This is a genomic window from Candidatus Binatia bacterium (assembly GCA_029248525.1).
GTDB lineage: Bacteria > Desulfobacterota > Binatia > UBA12015 > UBA12015 > UBA12015.
Map to the genome: position 1 here is coordinate 42,391 of JAQWJE010000043.1, position 20,489 is coordinate 62,879.

Annotated in this window: 17 protein-coding genes; 11 read left to right on the plus strand and 6 right to left on the minus strand. The window is 60.5% G+C overall.

The features are described 5' to 3' along the window. Positions 1-90: 90 nt before the first annotated feature. The 3 genes from P8K07_10490 (at position 91) to P8K07_10500 (ending at position 3,699) form a co-directional block, all read left to right on the plus strand. The gene (locus tag P8K07_10490) at positions 91-933 is read left to right on the plus strand and encodes a crotonase/enoyl-CoA hydratase family protein (protein MDG1958944.1); all 843 of its coding nucleotides are present in this window, start codon (positions 91-93) and stop codon (positions 931-933) included. Positions 934-979: 46 nt separating this feature from the next. Further along, positions 980-2,236 carry a 23S rRNA (uracil(1939)-C(5))-methyltransferase RlmD gene (gene rlmD, locus P8K07_10495; GenBank protein MDG1958945.1) on the plus strand — a complete coding sequence of 419 codons (1,257 nt, stop codon included), beginning with the start codon at positions 980-982 and terminating at the stop codon, positions 2,234-2,236. 167 nt (positions 2,237-2,403) lie between these two features. Further along, on the plus strand, positions 2,404-3,699 hold the full coding sequence (locus tag P8K07_10500) for an O-antigen ligase family protein (GenBank protein ID MDG1958946.1): 1,296 nt from the start codon (positions 2,404-2,406) through the stop codon (positions 3,697-3,699). 82 nt (positions 3,700-3,781) lie between these two features. Here P8K07_10500 and P8K07_10505 read toward each other — a convergent pair whose 3' ends face one another. Both P8K07_10505 and P8K07_10510 read right to left on the minus strand, forming a co-directional pair. Next, a complete protein-coding gene (locus P8K07_10505) occupies positions 3,782-4,636 on the minus strand; it encodes a hypothetical protein (GenBank protein MDG1958947.1) in 855 nt (284 codons plus the stop codon). Further along, positions 4,620-5,015, minus strand: a complete 396-nt coding sequence (locus tag P8K07_10510) for a DUF4345 domain-containing protein (protein MDG1958948.1) — start codon at positions 5,013-5,015, stop codon at positions 4,620-4,622. The genes P8K07_10505 and P8K07_10510 overlap by 17 nt, the downstream gene beginning before the upstream one ends. 96 nt (positions 5,016-5,111) lie before the next feature. Here P8K07_10510 and P8K07_10515 point away from each other — a divergent pair, with 96 nt between their 5' ends. From P8K07_10515 to P8K07_10525, 3 genes are all read left to right on the plus strand, one after another. Continuing rightward, positions 5,112-6,008: a TauD/TfdA family dioxygenase gene (locus P8K07_10515; GenBank protein ID MDG1958949.1), complete on the plus strand. Its 897-nt coding sequence runs from the start codon at positions 5,112-5,114 to the stop codon at positions 6,006-6,008. A gap of 12 nt (positions 6,009-6,020) precedes the next feature. Further along, the gene (locus P8K07_10520; protein MDG1958950.1) at positions 6,021-7,427 is read left to right on the plus strand and encodes a phospholipase D family protein; all 1,407 of its coding nucleotides are present in this window, start codon (positions 6,021-6,023) and stop codon (positions 7,425-7,427) included. A 112-nt stretch (positions 7,428-7,539) separates the two neighbouring features. Further along, positions 7,540-9,084, plus strand: coding sequence for a radical SAM protein (locus P8K07_10525; GenBank protein MDG1958951.1), 1,545 nt, complete (start codon positions 7,540-7,542; stop codon positions 9,082-9,084). Between the two features lie 5 nt (positions 9,085-9,089). On the opposite strand, the gene P8K07_10530 is transcribed toward P8K07_10525, so the two are convergent. Together P8K07_10530 and P8K07_10535 are read right to left on the minus strand one after the other, a co-directional pair. Next, positions 9,090-11,213, minus strand: coding sequence for a sulfatase (locus tag P8K07_10530; GenBank protein MDG1958952.1), 2,124 nt, complete (start codon positions 11,211-11,213; stop codon positions 9,090-9,092). A 13-nt stretch (positions 11,214-11,226) separates the two neighbouring features. Beyond that, entirely contained in the window at positions 11,227-12,345 is a 1,119-nt protein-coding gene (locus P8K07_10535; protein MDG1958953.1) for a hypothetical protein, read from the minus strand. A gap of 254 nt (positions 12,346-12,599) precedes the next feature. Here P8K07_10535 and P8K07_10540 point away from each other — a divergent pair, with 254 nt between their 5' ends. Then, entirely contained in the window at positions 12,600-13,526 is a 927-nt protein-coding gene (locus tag P8K07_10540) for an EamA family transporter (GenBank protein ID MDG1958954.1), read from the plus strand. Between the two features lie 41 nt (positions 13,527-13,567). After that, a complete protein-coding gene (locus tag P8K07_10545; protein ID MDG1958955.1) occupies positions 13,568-14,065 on the plus strand; it encodes a pyridoxamine 5'-phosphate oxidase family protein in 498 nt (165 codons plus the stop codon). A 65-nt stretch (positions 14,066-14,130) separates the two neighbouring features. Here P8K07_10545 and P8K07_10550 read toward each other — a convergent pair whose 3' ends face one another. Both P8K07_10550 and betA read right to left on the minus strand, forming a co-directional pair. Further along, positions 14,131-14,691 (minus strand): hypothetical protein, encoded by a 561-nt coding sequence (locus P8K07_10550; GenBank protein ID MDG1958956.1) that lies wholly within the window; start codon positions 14,689-14,691, stop codon positions 14,131-14,133. 123 nt (positions 14,692-14,814) lie between these two features. Further along, entirely contained in the window at positions 14,815-16,485 is a 1,671-nt protein-coding gene (gene betA, locus P8K07_10555; GenBank protein ID MDG1958957.1) for a choline dehydrogenase, read from the minus strand. Positions 16,486-16,654: 169 nt separating this feature from the next. Here betA and P8K07_10560 point away from each other — a divergent pair, with 169 nt between their 5' ends. The 3 genes from P8K07_10560 to P8K07_10570 are packed head-to-tail and all read left to right on the plus strand — an operon-like array spanning position 16,655 to position 20,402. Next, on the plus strand, positions 16,655-17,413 hold the full coding sequence (locus P8K07_10560; protein ID MDG1958958.1) for an SDR family oxidoreductase: 759 nt from the start codon (positions 16,655-16,657) through the stop codon (positions 17,411-17,413). A gap of 9 nt (positions 17,414-17,422) precedes the next feature. After that, positions 17,423-18,244 (plus strand): amidohydrolase family protein, encoded by an 822-nt coding sequence (locus tag P8K07_10565; protein MDG1958959.1) that lies wholly within the window; start codon positions 17,423-17,425, stop codon positions 18,242-18,244. A 22-nt stretch (positions 18,245-18,266) separates the two neighbouring features. Continuing rightward, on the plus strand, positions 18,267-20,402 hold the full coding sequence (locus P8K07_10570) for an FAD-dependent oxidoreductase (GenBank protein ID MDG1958960.1): 2,136 nt from the start codon (positions 18,267-18,269) through the stop codon (positions 20,400-20,402). Positions 20,403-20,489: the final 87 nt, after the last annotated feature.

The following is a 20,489-nucleotide window of genomic DNA, read 5'->3' on the forward strand; positions in this document are numbered from 1 at the left end:
CCCACCTTCGTTTTCGGGGCGCCCGGCGGCGCCCGAATCGCTCAAATTCCGGGACTTGCCCTGATCGCCTCCTGCTTCTATTGAAAGCCCATGAGTTACGAGTGCTTTGATGTCGAAACCCTTGACGGGGTTACCGAAGTTCGCCTGAACCGACCGGAATCGCTGAATTCCATGATACCCGCCTTCTGGACGGAGCTACCGCGGATCATCCGGGAACTGGATGCGGGCGGGGACACCCGTGCCATCGTTCTGTCTTCAACCGGCAAGCATTTCTGCGCCGGAATGGACCTGTCCGTCTTCACTGGCGGCAGCAGCCTCGGTGGCCCGGTCGAAGGTGAAGTCGGACGACAGCGAGCCAACTTGCGTCGCCATATTCTTGAACTTCAGGAGACCTTTTCCAGCCTCGAGAAGTCGCGAGTGCCCATCCTGGCGGCGATTCAAGGTGGCGCGATCGGCGGCGCCGTAGACATGATCACCGCGTGTGACATGCGCTATATGAGCGAAGAAGCGTTCATCTGCATTCAGGAGATCAATATCGGCATGACCGCGGACGTCGGGACATTGCAACGACTCCCCAAGATCATCCCGGAAGGAATCGCTCGCGAACTGGCCTACACCGGGCGGCGCATGGGCGCTGCCGAAGCCAAGGCTTGTGGACTCATCAACGAAGTCTTCCCTGATTATGAGGCGTTGCACGCCGGCGTGATGGCCGTCGCAAAACAGATCGTGACGAAATCTCCCCTCGCGATTTGGGGCACCAAGGAGATGATCAATTATTCCCGCGACCACTCCGTTGAGGATTCGCTGAACTATATCGCGACCTGGCAGACCGGGATGTTTCAACCCGCCGATATGGCCGAATCCTTCCGGGCGAAAAGCGAAAAGCGAGATCCCGAATTCGACGACCTGCTTCCTGCCGGAAAACCGATCTAGTCATGCGGACAACGCTCACCTTGGTCGGTGAGCCCGGAGAGCTTCCATGCCGCGTGTGCGAATCGAATCCCTCAGTCAGGGCCCTCACGCAATTGCTCGCGTCGAAGGAAAGGTGCATCTGGTCCGAGGGGGAGCGCCGGGGGATCTCGCCGAGATCGAAGTGACCGAAGATAAAGGCAAGTTTGCCTACGCAAGGATCGCCGAACTTTTCGAGCCCGGTCCGACCAGACGCGACCCGCCCTGCCGCTACGTACCCGAGTGCGGCGGATGCGGATGGCAACACCTCGACGAAGACTCGCAACGCGACACCAAGCAGAAGAGCATCGAGGAAGTATTCGCCCGCACCGACGGCCTTGCGGGTACCACGATTGACCCGATTCTGGCGGCTTCCGCCCCTCTGGCCTATCGCCGACGCCTATCCCTCCGGGTCGAACGCAAGGAAGTCGGCTTTTTCGCCGGAGGAAGCCACAATCTGATCCCGATCGACGAGTGCCTGCTGGGCGTACCTGCGCTGGCGGGCGGCATTGAACTCGCCCGACGGTGGGTTCGGCGTCTGGAAACTCGAATCAATCGGATCGAGCTTGCCTGGACCGGAGAATCCGACCGGATGGCGCTGATCGGCCAATGTGACGGGGCTCTGGCCGACGGAGATCGCGCCAGCAGCGAAGCGCTGCTGCGCGAAGAATCCCGACTCTCGACTCTCGTTCTGCACGGCCGGGGCTTCTACCACGCGCTCGGCATGGACCGCATCCGAGTCGAACTCCCCGGCGAAGAAATGCATGTCCGCGCAGGCGCTTTCAGCCAGGTCAGTGACAGTGGCAATCACCAGCTGATTTCCACCATGCTCTCTTTCGCCGAGGTGACCTCCGAGACTCGGGTCGCCGATCTCTATGCCGGTGCGGGAAATCTGAGCATCCCGCTGGCTCGATCCGGCGCTTCGGTGCTGGGGATCGAACGCGATCGCCGCGGCATTGAAGCACTCCGAGCGAACGCCGAGCGCCTCCAGCTCCATAATCTCGAGGGCCGGATCGGTCATGTACATCGAACCCTTCCGCGCTATCCGGCGGGCAGCTTTGATCTGATCGTGCTCGATCCACCACGCAGCGGGGCGGCCGAAGCCATCGACGAATTCCTGCGACTTTTGCCCAGAAAGATCGTCTACGTATCCTGCAACCCAACCACGCTTGCACGCGACCTGGGCCGCCTCTGTGTGTCGTACCGAATTGAACAAGTGGTACCGATCGACCTCTTTCCGCAGACACCACACACCGAGGCGGTCGCTCGGCTTGTGCGCAAGAGCTGAGCCTCGGGTCCGCGGCAGACCCAAATCTCCGCGCAAAAAACGAGCAAAGTCAGCGGTTTCACTTGCGCCCCCAACGCAGGATCGCCACACTCCGCGTGGGAGATTTCATTCATGGGGGAAGCGAATATCATCGGCATGGCCCGACCCCCCGAATCGCTGAAAAAACCGTGAGCGAGCCTGGTACAGAAAGCAAGGTCTTCCGGATTCGCGGACAGGCCGTGAGTCTTTTGCTCCTCGCCGTGCCCATAGCGCTCGCTCTTTCCAATATCCTTCCGGGAGCGGCGAGCAGTGGTTGGTGGATCGCAGGAGCCCTCGGCCTTGTCGCCTGCCAAAACAAGCCACCTTCGATCGACCGATTGGAGACCGTCTGGCTCGTTTGCCTGCTCCTGATCCCGTTCGCGGCGATCATCAGCCTCACCCAAAGTGAGGACCCGCTCCTCGGAGCGAGACGCCTCGAACGTCATTTGCGGTTCGCACTCGCGGTTCCGATATACTTCGCCATCCGCCACAAATCGCCCGGGACTCAACCTCTAATCGGCGTAATCCTCAGCTTCGGAGCCATCGGATCGGGAGCTGTGGCCCTGAGCCAGGTAAGCGCCGGAGTCGACCGGGCGCATGGAGCGGTGCATCCGATTCTGTTCGGAGACACAGCCATTCTGCTTTCCTGCGTCCTCGCCGCCCTCGCTTTTGCGGCACGCGGCTGGGCCAGAATCCTGTTTTTGGTTGCGGCCCTTTGCGGCCTTTTGGCCACCAACCTCTCGCTCACGCGCAATGCTTTTTTGGTACTGCCGACCGCCGGCGTTCTCGCAGCTTTCCTCTTCCAACGGCGGGGTCAGCATCGACGGGCTTCGGGAATCATGCTGACCATGATCCTGGGCATCGGCCTCGCTTTCGTAGTCCTCCCCGACGCTGTCGGACATACACTCAGAGGTATTGAGGAAACGGCAGCGTGGTGGCAGGCGACTCCGGGCATGGCGAGCACCTCCTTGGGGGGGCGTCTGGAATTATGGGCCCTCTGTCTGGAACTTTGGCAGCAGAGCCCTGTGTTCGGCATTGGAACTGGGCACTACCTCACGGGACTTACAGCCCTGACCGACGCGCGACAGGATCCCCTCCTCGCCGTGAACCCGAACCTCGCCGCGCACGCCCACTCGGCTTACTTGCAGAGCCTCGTAGCTCAGGGCTTGCTGGGATTCCTTCCGCTGCTGGGCGTATTGCTCCTGCCGGCTATTCGAGGGTGGCAACTGTCGATTCGCGCGAAGTCGCGGCCCGAACTCGCATGCGGCCTCTGCTGCCTTGGCGTCGCCGGCTGCTTTCTGATCTTCGGTCTGGGCGAGGCCTGGAATGCGAAAAACTCCTTCACAAGCCTGTTCCTCCTCGCACAAACCCCATTGATGGCCTGGAGCAGCCGCACTTTGTCCGATCCGGAATTCCTCAAAGGACAAGGGACACCCGTTGCATAAACCCCGTGGGTTCCGCGCGGCACCAGCATCGCCATTTACCACAGTCGCAAAAGACGCCACGACGATAACGCGGCCCTCGACTTCAATTCTCGTGATGGGCCAACGTCAACGCGGCAGCGGCCGCCGGAGGATGGCCTGCCGGGTCCCCCGCCTTGAAAACAGCAGCGCCCAGAACCTCCGGAGTTGATCCCCTTTGCCAGACCGACCGCCGGTACCCCTCTCCGCGAAAGCAGGGCTTGCGGAAAACAAGACAAGCACGCTCGATCCAGAGGGAATCCATCGGGGCTCCTGCGTGAAAAAGTTCGGTGAGCACATATTCCTGCAAGACGTGAAGATAAGCCAGACTGTTCACGTGACGATTGGGATCCGTCTGCTCGTAGTGCCAGACACCACCGCTGCTTTCGGTGAAATCCGGCAGCCGTTCTGAATCAATCAGATCTTCCGCCGCAGGGAGATCGGTCTCGCGCGTCGGTAATGGTCCGATGCCGAGCTCTGCGGGAATCTCCAGAACCTTCCTCTTCGCCGGGTCCTTGTCGTAGCGGGTAAATACATTCACGAAGCGCACCGAGCCCAGACGCTGATCGTCCTCTCCGAACAATTCATGCAACCCATCTCGGGTGATTTGACGGACGTTCCCGGCGCCGTCGAGAACCTTTCCGAATGCACTCGAACCGCGGGCGGTGAGGGTTTCACCCGGGCGAACTTTCGCGTCCGTGGCCTCGACCTCCAGGCAGACCAGCGGCGTAAAAATCCCGGTCAGCGAGTCGAAATCCGGCATTCGCTGTAACTGTTCCCAAGTCTGGAAATGAGAACGAGCCACGTAGCGAGTCATCGCGCCAAGCTTGACCGATTGGCGCTCGCTAAGATCGGAAAAATCGACTCGGGCGGAAGTTTCGGCGGTAAAGAGACGATCAGCTGGCTCAACTTGCCGAGACATCTTCCGATCCGCGGCTCTGCAGGAAGTAGAAAGCACCGAGCGCGGTGACCCCCTCGAAGACCAGCGCTCCGATCGTATAACTTGAAAGCCCTCCATCGAGAAAAACGCCGAAGACACGGCCGAGCCACAAACCCGATGCGAGAAAGGCCAGCATGGCAAGAGCGGTCATGGCACGATCGGGCCGCAGAGCCCCGCGCAGGCAGGAAACACCGATCGCCGCCTGCAGACCGCCATACATCGCTCGAATCTCGCTGATGCCCGTCCCATTTCCAGTCTGCAGACCGCCCTCGGTCGCGGTCACCAAAAAGGATGGATCGAAAACGAGATACAAGCCATAAGGCAGCCAGATCAGCGACTCCAGAAGCAGAAAAATTTGCATAGGCGCTCAGCATCGCCCAGAACCCCCTGCACTTTCAAGCAGCGGGCCCCACCCCCCGACTGGCCCCGCCCCCCCCAACTATGGCAGGATCTGCCGATGCCCAATCAAAGTTTGCAGATACGCCGCATCACCGGCAGTCTCGGTGCCGAAATCTCGGGCGTCGACTTTCTGGACCTCTCGGAAAGCGTCTTCGAGGAAATCCATCGAGCACTCCTCCAGCATGAGGTTCTTTTCTTTCCCGGTTGCGACCTCGATGACAATGCCCAGATGGCACTCGCGCACCGGTTCGGCCAACCCAGTATCTTTCCGGTCTTGCAACTCCTCGGTTCCACCGAGCCGAGTTTTCAAGTCATCGAGGATGGCCCTGAGAGCCCGAATGAGGCCGACTACTGGCATACCGATGTTACCTGGACAGCTGAACCTCCGAAAATTGCGCTCTTGCGGGCCGGAATCATGCCAACCTCCGGTGGCGATACGGCATGGGCCTCCATGAGCGCCGCTTACGATGCCCTATCCCCTGCCATGCAGGAGATCGTATGTCGGCTGGAGGTCATTCACGACAACCAGGCCTTTATCCAGGCCGTCCAGCGAAAAATGAATTTCACTGCCGAATCCGAAAATCTGGCGACGGGACTGCGAGAAACTTTCCCACCCGTGACCCACCCTCTGGTGCGCACCCACCCCGAAACCGGGCGGCGCGCTCTTCTTTGGGGCGGGCGCTTCATGAAAAATATCGTCGGAATGCATCCCGACGAGAGCGCCGCGCTTCTCGGATTCCTCGAGCAGCATATTGGTCAGGTGCGGTTCCAGTGTCGGTGGAAGTGGACTACCGGCGATCTCGCCATCTGGGACGAACGATCAACCGTTCATCAGGCCGTGAATGATCATTTCCCCGCGAGGAGAAGCGTTCATCGCTGCGTGGTCGACGGTGACCGTCCCTATTTCGATCCGCAGCGCACCCCCGCCGACCCCGATTATGCGGCTACGACGTAGAAAGGGCCACTCATGCACTCGACCATCGCTCCGGCCGCTGGCGGCGCCTATCCGTGCCGAAGCGGCAATCAAGTCCGTCCACTGATTGATGGCCCTGAATCTTTCGGCCGTATCGCTGAGGTTGTCGAGGCAGCCCAACACTCCGTCTGGCTGACACTCGCCTTTCACGAGGCCGAGTTCCGTTTCCCGGGGGGGCGCGGCTCGCTATTCGACCTGCTGGGTGCTGCGGCGGAACGGGGCGTGGACGTTCGAGGGCTTTTCTGGCGCGAGCCTGACCTTGAATCTCTGGTATCGGACTCGCAAATCTTCGCAGGCACGGAAACCGAGCAGAAGATGCTGCGAGATCGTGGTTGGGGAGGGAAAATTCGTTGGGACGTCCTACCCGGATTCTGTCACCACCAGAAAAGTTGGCTGATCGACGCCGGCCAGCCGGAGGAAAGAGCGTTTGTGGGCGGCATCAATCTCGATCGCGGCTCGCTCTCTCCGAGGGGGCATGCTCTTCGGGGTACTCCCGAAAGCGGAGTAGCGGACCTCTATGCGGAAATTCATGACTTGTACCTCGAACTCCGCGGCCCCTCGACAACTGACGTCTTCCATAACTTCGTCCAACGGTGGAATCAGGCGAGCGAGAAAGAGGTTCCCGGGGGATGTTTTCCCGATCCTGCTACCGCAGACGACCTGTCATTTCCGTCCCGACTCGCTGAGGTCCAAGGCGACGTGGCCGTGCAAATTACTCGGACCGTGAAGTCCGGCGTCTATACGGGGAGCGAGAGCGCACCCGACGCCGCAGCCTTCGATATCGCGGCCGGAGAGGCCAGCGTGCGCGAGCAGATCTTGTCCGCCGTCGCCGGCGCACGTCGAACGATCTATATCGAGAATCAAATCTTCCTTTCGAGGACGCTCCTGTCGGCCCTTCACGACGCGCTCCAACGCGACGTGCAGGTGATTGCCGTCGTACCGCGAATCCCGATGAAAGAGCTCATCGAATACCGGCGACGAGCACCGGAGGTGGCAGCGCCGATCTTCGAGTGGCTCGACCGCTGCGGTTCTCACCCCGGATTCACGCTTGTCGGACTTGCGCGCGAGGATGTTACCGGCAGACAAGTGGACATCTATGTCCACGCGAAAATGATGCTGGTGGATGATTCCTGGGCCACGATCGGATCGACCAACTTCATGGGGCGATCCTTTTTTCAGGAAACCGAAATGAATGCTTCGTTCTGGTGCCCCGACGCCGTAAAGCAACTGCGCACAGAACTCTTCGAAGAGCATTTGGAGGAGGATATGGGCGAATTGAACGAACGCCGGGCCTTCGCACGTTTTGCTGAACACGCGCGGCTAAACGCGGTCCGGTTTGCTGCGCGCGAACCTCTGCAGGGTCTCGCCCACGCGCTGGAGACCGAAACCTACTGCACCTGAATCGATATCCCGACGAAAAAGCACGCTTTCGGCAACGAATTCGCGCCAAAAACGCCCAGAATTGAAGAAATATCGCCTTCATAACCCATGGGCCGCGTGCTATTAATTTCCAATGAAGGTCTGCTTCATTCGGCCACCCTTTGTGGAACTGCGTTACCAAATGGTGTCCTTGCCTGTGCCTCCGATCGGCTTTGCCTATATTGTGGCGGCGGCCCGCGAAGCAGGACATGACTGCGCCGTGCTCGATGCCATCGGCGAAGCACCGGAGCAGGTCACACCGCTCGAGGGCGATCGCTTCTCCTGCCGCGGGATGACCGTCGAGGAAATCCTGGAGCAAGTACCCACCGATGCCGAGGCCTATGCGGTCTCCGTGATGTTCTCGCAGGATTGGGCCTACGTGCGAAAACTCACCCTGGCCCTCAAATCACGTTTTCCTCAAGCCCATATCCTGGCCGGGGGCGAGGCGATCACGGCCCTCCCCGAGTACTCGATGGACAGTGGAGGCCTCGACCATATCGTCTTTGGTGAGGGGGAAGAGTGCATCGTTGAACTTCTCGACGCCCTCGAGAACCATAAACCTTTGATCGAGGTGCCCGGGATCGGCACTCGGATCGACGGCAATTTTGTCAAGACATCGGCACGCCCGCGGATCAAACAAATCGATGATGTGGTCATCCCCGCGTGGGATCTCTTCCCGATCGAAAATTACCTGACAAAGGGCTTGAGCTTTGGCGTCGACCGCGGTCGCACGATGCCCATTCTCGCAACTCGAGGCTGCCCCTACCAATGCACGTTTTGCTCCAGCCCCAGCATGTGGACCACCCGGTGGGTGGCGCGTGATCCCGGTAAGGTTCTCGACGAGATTGAGTTTTACCAAAAGACCTACGACGTCCACAGCTTCGACTTCTACGATCTGACGGCCATCATCAAGCGAGATTGGATTCTAGAATTCTGCAATCTGGTGCAGGAGAGAGAGCTTGACTTCGTTTGGCAATTGCCGACCGGCACACGATCCGAGGCAATCGACGCCGATGTCGCCGAAGCACTCTTCGCGACAGGTTGCCGTAACATCACCTACGCTCCCGAGAGCGGCTCTCCCGATGAGCTTCGCCGAATCAAGAAAAAGGTGAAGCTCCCGGTCATGCTGGACTCAATGCGATCCTGCACCCGCCACGGGCTCAAGGTGAAGGTCAATATCGTCCTGGGTTTCCCCGACGAAACTTTCCGCGACCTGATGCATACCTTCTGGTTTCTGATCCAGATGGCTGTGATTGGCGTTTCCGATGCGCTGGTCTTTCTCTTCGAGCCTTATCCCGGTTCCGTTCTCTACGATCAATTGCTGGAAAAGAAAAAATTGCCGCCTCCGAGCGATGAGTACTTCCTCGCCTTGATGTGCGGCGGCGACCTGACTCGATCGGTTTCCTTCACGGACCATCTCAGCGCTCGGCAGCTGGGGATCGCCCGAGTACTTGCGATGGTGGTCTTTTACGCCGTGAGCTACACCGTGCGCCCCTGGCGCGCTTTCCAGAACATTTTCCGTATTTTGACCGGCCGGCACGAAACCCTTCTGGAGCGAGGGCTTTCCAATCTCATCGGTCGCCGGCGGGCTCGAGAAGATGCCCATCCGGCACCGCGCCCGGCCCTCAAGTCCTCCTGAAAAGATCACTCAACATAGCCGAGCATTTTCAGACGGGATTCTATCGACGGATCCGCCCTTACTTTCCGGGTGATCGGAGCCAGGAAATCTCGCCTTCGCAGCTCCTGCTCGGCCCACCCTGCAAATGCGGCATGCTCGCCGATCACGTCCTTGCTCTCTGCCGGGTTTTCTCCCAAATCATAGACAGCTAACCGCGAGCCCGAGCCGCGCCCCTGCGACCGGACTACCTTGAGGTCGTCGAGAATCAATCCGCTCGTGCCGGGGCGGTGCAAACGGGTCTCGGTAAAGGCCTCTCTCGGGGAGGCCTGCATCAGGGAGACGCCTTCGATCCCGGCAGACGCCGAGACGCCGAGCAGATCCAGAATGGTCGGCAATACATCGATTTGTCGCGCCAGGCCTGCCGCTCTTTGGGCCTCGTGCTCCTCGCCCCCCCATCCGAAGATCAGGGGCACCTGGACCTCTTCCGAAAATACTGAATACCCATGCCCCGCAAACCCATGCTCCCCGAAGGCCTCACCATGGTCCGAGGTAAGAACGACCAGCGTTGTCTCCCAAAGCCCGCGGGCTTCGAGATCTTTCCTCAATTGCCCCAGCATGGCATCCACCGTGGCGACCTCGGCATCGTAAAGAGAGCTTACCCAAGCCAAATCTTCGACGCGCGACGCACCCATGGAAGTTCCCGTCAGATTTGACAAATGGTCCAGTGGATCGGCGGCCGCAGCGGTCGCAGCCGAGGGCGTCCCCTGAGCGAACCGGGCTCTGGCCTCAGCCGCCGGCGCATAGGGCGCATGCGGCTCACTCAGATGGAGGTAGAGGAAGAAGGGCTGACCCGGATCCCGATCCAACCACGCCGACGCTTCGGCCTGCACCTCCTCGGCCTGCGCGTAAAAGCCCTTTCGGGCATCCGACTCGGGCAAATAGCGATAGCTCGCAAAACCTCGATCAAAACCAAGCTCCGGGCGCACATTGATATTCGTGGTGATCGCCGCCGTCGAAAAGCCTGCGCCCGCCAGAATCTTCGCCAGGCTGGGAACCGAAGGCGCGATCGTATCGCCCAATCGTCGTATGCCATGAGTCGTCGGGTTCGTTCCCGTCAAAATGGACGCCGTCGCCGGACTCGTCCAGGCAGATTGCGCCACGACGTTCTCGAAGAGAAGGCCCTGTGCTGCCAAAGCGTCGATCGACGGCGTCAGACCACGACTGTCGCCGTAGACCCCGAGGCGGTCCGCACGCAACGTATCCACGACAATCAGCAGAAGATTTCGAGGCCGTCTTTCGGGCCCTCGCAGACGTGTTGCTCTCGACGTGCCCGGGGTATCGTCAGCCATCAACTGCAGACGGCAAATTCGCGCGCCTCGGGAACCGGCCACCAGTTCCAATCGTGCGAAACCGGATCGGTTTCCCGGCACGGCGATCTCCCGGAGCGGACCGGTTTCCAGGTCCTGCACGAATACGTCGTGCTGAGAATGCTCGGCGACCAACTTCAACGATCCGCGGCAAAGCTCCAGAGAAAATCGAGCCCCTGCCGGATGCCGCAAAAAGACCTCGAAGGTCTGCCCAGGTTCGATAACCAGAGCGCCACCATCGCTCGGCAAAGGATCCCAGCTCAGAGCGGGTCTGGGTGCTGCCCCGAGTCGCCCAATGCCGAAGAAGCTGCAGACCAGAGCGTTGGTGCCCGTAGCGGGGTCTCCCGCCGGCTTCTTGATTTCGATACGGTTCACTCCGGGACGAACGCGGCGCGCGTTCAGAGGAAACCGAGCGACCTCCATTTCCCGCGAAAATCGAACGATCCCGAGGCGGCGCCCATTGAGCAGAACCGACACACGCACCCCGCCAGTGCCCGCGTCGGGCACACCACATAGGAGCGTCAACTCCTCGGCCTCGCTCGAACGATAGCGGACGTCGATTGTGCTGCGCCGCGCGAAAGAACGTGCCTGCCGGCCGTCGGGCAGAGGCTCCCATTCCCTGCCGCGGCTGGATTGCCCCAAAAAAGACCCGAGTTCCCCCCCGCCGAGCAAAGCGCTGGTCGTAAAGGGTGCCTGCGCGAGCAAGTCGAGATTCAGCGACTGCCCGAGCACAGGGGATGCCGAGGCCAAACCCCATACGACCAGAAAAACAAGTCTTCGCATCGTAGCGAAGGTATCAGGTAGCGCCGTCAACAAGCCCGCGGAATCCGGACGGAGCATGCGGGCCGATGGCAATCTGTTCGAGAACACCGATCCCTTTCTCGTTGCCCATACTCGCGCGCATCACCTGCTGAATATGCAAGTTATCCAGAGCCAATGGATCCATATCCTCACAGCGCCACGATTCGCCGGCAAATTCCAGTTCACCTTTCCAACGCCCGTGTCCCCACTCCGGGTGCTGGTAGCCAATCCCCTTCATCCGGAAAAGAAGCAACGGTTCCAGAGTAATCTCGTTGCGCGTCCCATCCCTCTGGACCAGCACAATCTCGGCACGTTTTGCCTGACGGGTACCGGGCACGTACTCCAGCCGCCGTTCGACCGAAACGACTCTCTCGATACCTTCGTCCGCATTCGCGGGAATTTCCTCAGGGGACCCGTACACCGGCACCAGAGCACCGTCGGTATGCCAGGGCGTCCCGTCGGCTTCTTCGAAGATCCCCAGATGCGTGCAGCGATTCTCCCAGTGCAGCGGTGCCCAGAGGAAGAAGACTTCCGGCATCACGAGTGCCGGTGCAGGACCGGGATCCGGCGCACCAACCGGCCGCACGCCCCAGGAACGGTCCTTGGTCCCGGGACAACTCTTGATCGACAGGGTCTTGCCCGCGTAGCGCACTTCGCCCTGCCAGTGTCCGAATTGCGCAAACCGGGTGGCATCCATCATCACGCGCCCGCCAGCATGGCGGGTCTGTCGCCCCTCCTCCACCGCGGCGGTTCGCGCCGTGAAAAGAAGATCTGCCGAGATCCCGGTTCGATTGTCGTCGAGGATCAACCGGACCTGACGCATCGGCTCGACGATCTCGATTCGGAAAGGACCACAACTGGTATCGCTTGGGTCCAAAGGCGCCCGCCGCGAGCCATGAAACGCATGCTGCTCGCCATCGATGACCAGGCTGAAGCCGCAATCGAGAATCCCCAGGTTGGGATAGAGCCCCATACCGATCCCGAAGTAGAATTCGCCTTCCTCCCCATAGCCGTTGAACCAGTAGCGGTCGTAAGCATTGCGATCGCCTGTCGCGCGGACGGCCACGGGTTCTGCTGTCTGGTGAATCGGGTAATCGTCGAATTTGCTGAGCATCTTTCCTCCGGGTTACGAATCTTCTCCCTTGTCGTCTCCCGCGTCGCAAAGGGCAAGCGGATGGCGATCGGCCGTCCGCAAGCGAGTTTGCCAAGACGTGCCCCCCCGTGTCCAGCAGCCTGAAGCAGATTGCTTTCCTTGGAGGAGACGGCCATGCTTCGGCTATTCGATCGATAGAAAACGGCCGCTTCCTCGATGGGGCGCGTCGGTGAAAGACAGATGACGCACAAGAAAATCAGCAGAAATGCGTATCCATGCCGCCCATAGAAGATCTGGGCGGCGATCTCTGGGTGCCTCTTACGCTGATGGCAGCATTCATGCAAAACCTGCGCAGTTCCTTGCAGAAATCCCTGCAACCGGAGCTTGGCACCCGCGGCGCGACCTATGTCCGTTTTCTGTTTGGCGTCCCTGTGGCTCTATTCGGACTCCTCCTCCTGACAACCGGCCGCGGGGAAGACCTCCCGGCCATCCAACCTCGCTTTCTTCTTTATTGCGTCCTCGGCGGAACGTCTCAAATTCTCGGCACCGCGGCCCTGCTGAGCAGTTTTGAGTCCCGCAACTATGCGGCCGGCATCGCCTACTCCAAAACCGAACCTCTGCTGGCAGCGCTCTTCGGTCTGATGATTTTGGGAGAACGTGTCCCCTTCGGCGGACTCGGGGCAATCGCGCTCGGGTTGGTTGCGGTCCTGGTGCTTACCGTCGGCCGCGAAGCGTTTCGTCCCACCCTCTGGGGTCGCCTCTTCACCGATCGCGGAGCTCTGCTGGGCATGTGCGCCGGAGCCGCCTTCGCGCTGGCTGCAGTTTTCTACCGAGGCGCCGGTCTCGACCTCGCCACCGGTGATTTCCTGCTGCGCTCGATCTTCACCCTGACCTGCGTACTGATTTTTCAGGTTCTGTTGATGACTCTGGAAATCTGCGTACGCGACCCGGACATGCTGCGGAAAGTCGCGGGCTGTTGGCGGCGTGGCAGTCTCGTCGGACTGGTCGGCGCGACAGCCTCCGCCGGGTGGTTCGGTGCCTCGCTCCTTCAGAATGCTGCCTACGTCAGGGCTTTCGGACAGGTCGAACTCCTCTTCGCCATCGGCTCATCGCTGATTTTCTTCCGTGAACGACTCAAGCGCCGGGAAATCGTCGGGATCATCCTGCTCATTGCAGCTCTTCTTCTGCTTCTTCTGGATTGAGGCTGTTGCAAGGCAAGCCTCATCAATGCGAACCTGCTGCGATGTCCATGCGTGAAAAGATCCGTCTGACCGACCCTGAAATTCGTGAACTTCTCCGTACCGCCCGTGCCATGACGCTCGTCACTCAGGGGCCTCGCGGTTATCCGCATGCCATCGCGATGTGGTTCGGGCTGGACGAGGACCTGACGGTCCGGATGTCCACCTATGCCACAAGCCAGAAAGTCCGGAATATCGAGCGGAATCCCAAAGTGACTCTGCTGGTCGAGACCGGGATCGCTTATCATGAGCTTCGCGGTGTGATGATCGAAGCCGATGCTGAAATCATCACCGATGCTCTCGATGCGACCGTCCAAACCATGGTCGAGGCCAATGCTCGGGTGGGCATTGAACTTCCGGCCGTCGACGACCTGCCCCTCGAACTCAAGCAACAAATGGCCGGCAAGCGCGTCCTGCTCCGTCTGACCCCGAAACGTTTCGTCAGCTGGGATCACGGCAAGCTACCCTCGAGCCAAACCCCTTCCGCAATCGAAAAATCGTGACAAAAAAAGGCCACACCCTGAGGGGTGTGGCCTTTCCGAATCTCTCGACAGTCCGTCGGGAAGAATCAGCTGTCTTTCTTTTCCTCTTCCGCAGCAGCCTCAGGCGCGGCTTCCGCAGCAGCCTCAGGCGCGGCTTCCGCAGCAGCCTCAGGCGCGGCTTCCGCAGCAGCCTCGGGTGCGGCTTCCGCAGCAGCCTCGGGTGCGGCTTCCGCAGCAGCCTCGGGTGCGGCTTCCGCAGCAGCCTCGGGTGCGGCTTCCGCAGCAGCAGCCTGAAGAGCGGCCGCTGTTTCCGCAGCCTTGGCGGCCGCTGCTTCCGCGGCAGCTTGGGCGGCAGCTGCCGCCTCAGCTTCCCGCGCGGCTTCCGCCTCGCGGGCTTCTTTCTCTCGCTGCGCTGCGGCCGCTGCCTTCTCCGAAGACTTGGTCTTGTTCGCCGCAGCGTGTTCCTGCTCCTTGGCGGTTCTGGCTGCCTGAACGGCCGCGCCATTCATCGAACGGAGCTCTCGCTTCAGCGAGCGAATGCCCCGTCGAATCTTCTTCAGACCCGCGGCGTCCTTGGCTTCTTCTGCCGTGCCACGCTGGACTTTCAGCTCTCTGATTTGCGTTTTGATTTCGGCCTTTTCCGCCATGACTTTCTCTTGCCTCCCAGCAGATTCAAAAAGAGCCGACCCTCGGAGAGGTCCCCGGAAGTCGGCCCGTCACCAATTATCAACAACCAGCGACTGATTTCTCAAGCCCAAACCCGCGAAGTTTCATGCAACCTTGGCTGTCGAAGCAGCATAAAAAGGAGTGTTTTCGGCAGGAAGGCACTCATTTCCAAGGAGAATATCCGCTGCGCGCTCGGCCACCATCATGGTGGGAGCGTAGATATTCCCGTTGGTAATCGTCGGCAGGACCGATGCATCGACCACCGAGAGGCCCTCAACCCCGTGCACGCCCATGGTCCCGGGGTCCACCACCGAGAGGGGATCTGTGCCCATGCGGCAGGTACACGAGGGATGGAGCGCTGTTTCAGCATCGTTGCGAACCCACTCGAGGATTTCCGCATCTGTCTCGACCTCGGGTCCGGGCGATATTTCTCCGTCGTCGAAGGGCTGCAACGCTGGCTGACGGAGAATTTCCCGCGCGCAACGAATGCTCTCGACCCATTCCCGGCGGTCTCGTTCCGTCGAAAGGTAATTGAAACGCAACGCCGGAGCGATACCGGGGTCATCGGAGCGAATGCGCACCGAGCCACGTGCATCCGACAGCACCGGGCCGACATGGACCTGATAGCCATGTCCTGCCTGCGGCGAGGTCCCGTCATAACGGATCGCTAGCGGGAGGAAATGGAATTGTACGTTGGGATACGGCTCGGCAGGATTGCTCCGAATGAACCCCCCAGCTTCGAAATGATTGCTGGAGGCGGGCCCGGTTTTGCCCCACAGCCACTGCAGCCCCACCCAGGGACGCCGGCGCCACTGCAGGCTGGGCTGAACCGAAACTGGCTCGCGGCAAGCATGCTGCAAATAGACCTCGAGGTGGTCCTGCAGATTCTCGCCCACGCCGGGAAGCTCTACGCGCGGCGCCACCCCGACCGAGGATAGATGCTCTGCCGAACCGATCCCGGACAATTGCAAAAGTTGCGGAGTGTTGATCGCGCCCCCGGCCGCCACGACGGAGCCCGCAAAAAACTTCTCGATTCGACCGCGGCGCCGAGCCTCCACACCGACCACCCGTGTCCCCTCAAAGAGTAATCGGGTTGTATGAGCGTGGGTCACTACCTCCAGATTTGGTCGATGCAGAACCGGATGCAGGTAGGCGCGAGCCGCACTCCAGCGACGACCTTTGTGAATATTTCGATCAAAAGGCCCGAATCCTTCCTGCTGAAAACCGTTCGAGTCCGCGGTCGCCGGATAGCCTGCTTCGCGGGCGGCCTGCAGAAAAGCGGGAAAGAGAGGGTTCTCGCAGGGTCCTTTCTCGAGGTGCAGCGGGCCTGCCGAGCCGTGAAAATCAGCATCGCCTTCAAGGCAAGTTTCGGCGCGCCGAAAATACGGAAGGCAATGCTCGTAGTCCCATTCAGCCATTCCCGGCTCGGCGGACCACCGCTCATAATCCATCGGGTTCCCGCGAACATAGATCATCCCATTGATACTGCTCGATCCACCCAGAACCTTGCCCCGGGCGTGGTAGACCCGACGACCGTTCATCCCGGGCTCAGGCTCCGACAGGTATTTCCAATCGTAAAAGCGATTGCCGATGGGAAAACTCAGCCCGGCCGGCATATGGATGAACAGATCCCATTTGTAGTCCGGGCGTCCCGCTTCGAGAACAAGTACCCGATTTTCCGGGTTGGCACTCAGCCGATTCGCCAGCGCACAACCAGCAGAACCACCGCCAATGATCAGGAAATCCCAGATTTTCGTCTTTTTTCTACCAAACATCAGGACCGCAATTATACCGTCCGGACGGTACAGTTCAAGACTTTCTTTGCGTCCGATCCGCCCACGCGCCCCGCCGGACTCGCCTGAATCGCCTGAGCCCGCGGCCCCGAACCCGCGGCCAACTCCAGTGGGCTTGCATCCCGGCGGTGACCGTAGGCATTTTCTCGATATGGATTTACGATTGGACGGAAAAGTAGCTCTGATCACCGGAAGTTCGCGTGGCATCGGTCGCGCGATCGCCGCAAGCTTTGCAGCCTCGGGAGCCAAGGTCATGATTACCTCGCGCAACGCCGAGGCCTGCGAGAAAGCCGCGGTTGAGATCGGCCCGAATGCCTCTTTCGAACCGGGGCATGTGGGCAAACCGGAGGACGCCGCGCGGGTTGTGGGGGCCACCATCGACCGTCTCGGAGGGCTCGATATTCTGGTGAATAATGCCGCCACGAACCCCTACGCTGGCCCCATGATCCATGTGGATCGAGCGCGCTGGGACAAGACTCTGGAAATCAACCTCACAGCACCTCTGTTCTGGACGCAATTGGCCTGGCAGAAGCGCATGCAGGAGCACGGAGGGAGCGTCATCAATATTTCCAGCGTCGGCGGTCTCGCGACCAATCCCGTGCTCGGAGTTTATGACGTCACCAAGGCAGCTCTGATCCACGCCACCAAGCAACTCGCCGCCGAGCTCGCCCCGAAAGTCCGCGTCAATGCGATTGCCCCGGGTTTGATCAAAACAGATTTTGCGCGCATGCTCTGGGAGGGTGACCGGGGTGACGAGGTGGCCAAGGCCTACCCGCTGGAACGACTCGGCGAGCCTGAGGATATTGCAGGAGCCGCCCTCTATCTAGCCGCCGAAACAGGTAGTTGGATGACGGGTCAGACTCTCGTGCTCGATGGCGGCGGCCTGATCGGCTTTCGCACCATTGCCTGAGGAGAAAATATGCAGACCAAAGCAAACGACCTCTGGGTCAATGTGTCGATGGGCGACCAGGAACCGGCCGAATATCTCGTTCGGGTCAAGGAAGACTATTTCAAGGCGGGCGACGAGTTCTTCGAGAATATCGAATGTGACCGGCTGGTCGCCGAAATGGATGCTGCCGGAGTCGAAAAGGTCGTTCTCACGATCAATATCGCCGAAACACCCGAACGAATTTTTGATTTCGCGCGACGACACCCCGGACGCTTCTTCTATTCCGCCTATTGTCAGCCCACTGGAAGGATGGAGGAAGTCTGGCAGCTCGAAAAACTCGTGAGCGAACATCCCGTGGTCATGGCGCGAGTGGTCCCCTTCGCCATCGACAAACCGCCTACGGACCCGATCTACTACCCGCTTTATGTCAAATGCATCGAGCTGGACCTTCCCATCTCGATCAACACCGGACTGCCGGGGCCGCCAATGCCTGGTGATTGCCAGAACCCCATGCACCTCGACCGGATCTGTTATCAATTCCCGGAGTTGAAAGTCTGCATGGCGCACGGTGCTGATCCCTGGTGGGATGTCGCCACCCGGTTGATGATCAAATACGCCAATCTGCGCTTGATGACATCAGCCTACGCTCCCAAATACTTCCCCGAGGAACTCCTGCACTTCATGAATACGCGCGGGCAGAACCGAATCATGTTCGCCTCGGACCATCCCGTATTATCTTTCCAGAGATGCCTGGATGAAGCCCAGTCCCTCGACCTCAGAGACGGCGTTCTGGAGAAGTATCTCTACCAAAACTCAGAGGACTTCTTTTTCACCGAACGAAACCCTCGCTGAGAGATATCGGAGAACTCATCGGATGCCGTCGCACCTCTTTACGCCCCTTTCGATCGGGGCCATGACCGTTCCCAACCGAATCGCCATGGCGCCGATGGGAGTGGAAATCCTCGACGAGGATGGGCACCTCCGCGAGCCCGCGATTCGCTACTACGAAGAACGCGCCCGGGGCGGCGCCGGCCTGATCATCACCGAGGTCAGCGCTTGCGCATATCCGATGGGGGCCAACGCCCGCCGGCAGATCGCATCCTCCTCGGATGAATATTTGCCCGGCCTGACGGAGCTGGCGCGTCGAGTGCATGGACACGGCAGCAAGATCGCCTTGCAATTGGTGCATCACGGCAAGGTATCTCGGCTGGACGCCAAGGAGGGCCGCGACATCCTCATGCCATCAAAGCCAAAATGGCATGGCAGCATGACCATGGGGAACGACCTCTCTCACGAAGAGATCACCCTGATGATCGAGGCCTCCGGCGGAGGTGGAAAAATCCGTGCAGCGGACCATGAGGATATCGCCTGGGTGATCGACAAATTCGCCTCTGCCGCCGAGCGCAGCCGGCGTGCCGGATTCGATGCCGTCGAAGTCCATGGCGCGCATGGCTATCTGCTCTCGGAGTTTCTTTCACGCTGCTGGAATCGGCGCGACGACGAATACGGCGGCTCGCAGGAAAACCGTGCCCGTCTTCTTTGCGAGGTCATCCGGGCGATCAAGGCGCGCGCCGGAGAGGATTTCCCGGTACTGGTGCGGCTGGATGCCTGCGAATTCCGGACACCCGACGGGATCACCTTCGAGGAAGCGAAGCAGACCGCAAAGCTGGCCGTCGCCGCCGGTGCCGATGCCATTCATATGACCGCCTACGCCGACGCCACCTCGGCTCCGGGCTTCACCGACGGCCCCCTCCCCCATGCGCCGTCGGCCTATGTCGATTTCGCCAAGGATATCCGCGCGCTGGTTCCCGTACCGGTGATCGCGGTGGGCCGCATTGAACCGGACGAGGCCGAATCCCTGATCGCCAAGGGCGTGTTCGACATGGTCTCCATGGGGCGCAAATTGCTCGCGGATCCCGAACTTCCGAGAAAATTACGTGACGGCAAGGCCGCGGAGATTCGGCCCTGTGTCTATTGCTACGTATGCGTGGCTCAGGCTTTCTTCGATCGCTCCGTGCGTTGCGCGGTGAACCCGGTAACGGCGCACGAAACGGAATTCGCCGACCTCGACACCGTGGGGCCCGAGGACCGCAAGCATATTCTGATTGCCGGAGGTGGGCCCGCCGGCATGGAAGCCGCGCGGATTGCCACCAGCCGCGGGCATCGCGTGACCCTTTGCGAGAAAAGCTCGCAGCTCGGCGGCGCGTTGCGGTTTGGCGCGGTCGTCTACGAACCGAATGAGCGGCTCCTGCGCTGGTACGAAAACCAGCTCCAGCTCCTCGAGGTCGAAATTCGCCTCGACACAGCCGTCGATGCCGCTCTTGTTCGAGATCTGAAACCCGACGTCCTGCTGCTTTGCCACGGAGCCTCCAAATCGCGACCGAAGATCCCGGGCGTGGATCAGGACCACGTGCTCGACGGAGACGATTTGCGCAGCCTCCTGACCGGTGGCGAGGATGCAGGTGCTGACAAGAAGATCTCGCGCACCGGACGGCTCGCGGTCCGGATCGGCCGCGCGACCGGACTCACCACCGACCCCGCCCGCATTCGAAAAGCCTCCTACGCCTATATGCCGATCGGCAAGAACGTGGTCGTCCTTGGCGGCGGCTTGGTGGGCTGCGAGATTGCCGAGTTTCTTGCGGAGCGAGGTCGACGGGTCAAAATCCTGGCGTCAGAAGCAATCCCGGCGTTGGAGATGGCCCACCCGCGCCGCTTTCGCGTCCTGCACGAACTCGAAGAACTCGGCGTCGAGGTTTGCCGAGAGGCCGAGGCCACCGGCATCGATGCCCATTCGGTCTTTTACACGCAGAAAAATCCGGACGGGACCGTCGGCGAAGAAACGACGCCTGCGGATGCGGTGATCATCGCCTCGGGCCTTGAGCCCGCCCCCGAGTTAGCTCGGATGCTCGACGGAATAGCTCCCGAGATACAGGTCCTCGGCGATGCCACAGGTGTCGACTATCTCGAAGGCGCCATCGGCGACGGGTTCCACGCTGCGCGCCGTCTCTAAGTCCGATCGCTCCGAAAGCATTCGATACCCGCGGCCTGGTCGCAAGAAGAGGGGCGTGGCGGACGGTCGTGGCGGAGCTACGGGCCG